The organism is Brevundimonas sp. Root1423 (genome assembly GCF_001426805.1).
Genome location: NZ_LMFL01000008.1, coordinates 166446 through 168109, shown reverse-complemented (window position 1 = coordinate 168109; position 1664 = coordinate 166446). Strand labels below are relative to the sequence as shown.

The window sequence follows — 1664 nt, the reverse complement described above, 5'->3', positions numbered from 1 at the left end:
GTGATCGCAGCCGTCAGCGTCGTCTTGCCGTGGTCCACGTGACCGATCGTGCCGATGTTGCAGTGCGGCTTGTTACGTTCGAACTTTTCCTTGGCCATTCTCTTCTCTCCGTCCCCTGAACAGGGGGCTTTAGTCCTAGGTTTTCAGGGGTCCGGCGGGCCTTTGCAGGCCCGCCGGGATTGGGTTGGTTAGGCGGAATACTTCTTGATCACTTCGTCGGCGACGTGTTGCGGCACCGGCTCATAGTGGTCGTACTGCATGGTGAAGGCGGCGCGGCCCTGCGACATGCCGCGAAGCGTGTTCACATAGCCGAACATGTTGGCCAGCGGCACGAAGGCGTTNATAGTGGTCGTACTGCATGGTGAAGGCGGCGCGGCCCTGCGACATGCCGCGAAGCGTGTTCACATAGCCGAACATGTTGGCCAGCGGCACGAAGGCGTTCACGACGGTGGCGTTGCCGCGCATGTCCTGACCCTGGATCATGCCGCGACGGCCGTTCAGGTCGCCGATGACCGAACCGAGGTAGTCCTCGGGGGTCACGACCTCGACCGCCATGATCGGCTCGAGCAGCTTCGGAGCGCCCTTGTCCTTCAGTTCGCGGAAGGCGGCGCGGGCCGCGATTTCGAACGCCAGCACGCTGGAGTCGACGTCGTGGAACTTGCCGTCCGTCAGGGTCGCCTTGAAGTCGATCAGCGGGAAGCCGGCCAGCAGGCCGTTCTCCTTGGAGGACATCAGGCCCTTTTCGACGCCCGGGATGTATTCCTTGGGCACCGCGCCGCCGACGATCGAGTTCTCGAACACGAAGCCCGAGCCGGGYTCGCCGGGCTCGAAGGTGATCATGACGCGGGCGAACTGGCCCGTACCGCCGGTCTGCTTCTTGTGCGTGTAGTCGATGTCGACCTTGCGGCCGAGCGATTCACGGTAGGCGACCTGGGGCTGACCGATCGTGGCGTCGACCTTGTAGGTGCGGCGCAGGATGTCGATCTTGATGTCSAGGTGCAGCTCGCCCATCCCCTTGAGGATGGTCTGGCCCGACTCGTGRTCGGTCGAGACGGTGAASGAGGGATCYTCCGAGGCCAGCTTGGCCAGGGCGACGCCCAGCTTCTCCTGGTCGGCCTTGGTCTTGGGCTCGACCGAGATCTCGATCACSGGCGCCGGGAATTCCATCTTCTCGAGGATGACGGGCGACTTCAGGGGATCGCACAGSGTGTCGCCGGTGCGCGTGTCCTTCAGGCCGGCCAGGGCGACGATGTCGCCGGCGTAGGCTTCCTTGATGTCCTGACGGTCGTTCGAGTGCATCAGCAGCATGCGGCCGACGCGCTCTTTACGATCGCGGCTSGAGTTCAGCAGGCCCATGCCGGTTTCCATCTTGCCGGAATAGATGCGGCAGAAGGTCAGCGAGCCGACGAACGGGTCGTCCATGATCTTGAACGCCAGAACCGACAGGGGTTCGTCGTCCGAAGCGCGGCGAACGATCGGCTCTTCCGTCTTGAAGTCGATGCCCGGGGTCGGCGGGATGTCCACCGGCGACGGCAGGTAGTCGACGACGGCGTCCAGCAGCGTCTGCACGCCCTTGTTCTTGAAGGCCGAGCCGCAGAGGATCGGATAGAAGGCGCCGGTCAGCACGGCCTTGCGGATGCACTTCTTCAGCACTTCCAGCGANG

General features: G+C 63.7%; 1 protein-coding gene and 3 pseudogenes. All 4 read right to left on the bottom strand.

The window, feature by feature from the left end:
- Positions 1 to 98, bottom strand: a 98-nt coding sequence (locus ASD25_RS29190) for a GTP-binding protein (RefSeq protein WP_199225306.1), incomplete at its 3' end; no start/stop codon positions are given.
- A 90-nt stretch (positions 99 to 188) separates the two neighbouring features.
- Positions 189 to 266, bottom strand: a pseudogene (locus ASD25_RS33085) (hypothetical protein); the annotation flags it as partial.
- 6 nt (positions 267 to 272) lie between these two features.
- Positions 273 to 317: pseudogene (locus ASD25_RS33080) on the bottom strand (hypothetical protein); the annotation flags it as partial.
- A gap of 25 nt (positions 318 to 342) precedes the next feature.
- Positions 343 to 1662, bottom strand: a pseudogene (locus ASD25_RS06015) (elongation factor G); the annotation flags it as partial.
- Between the last annotated feature and the right edge of the window lie 2 nt (positions 1663 to 1664).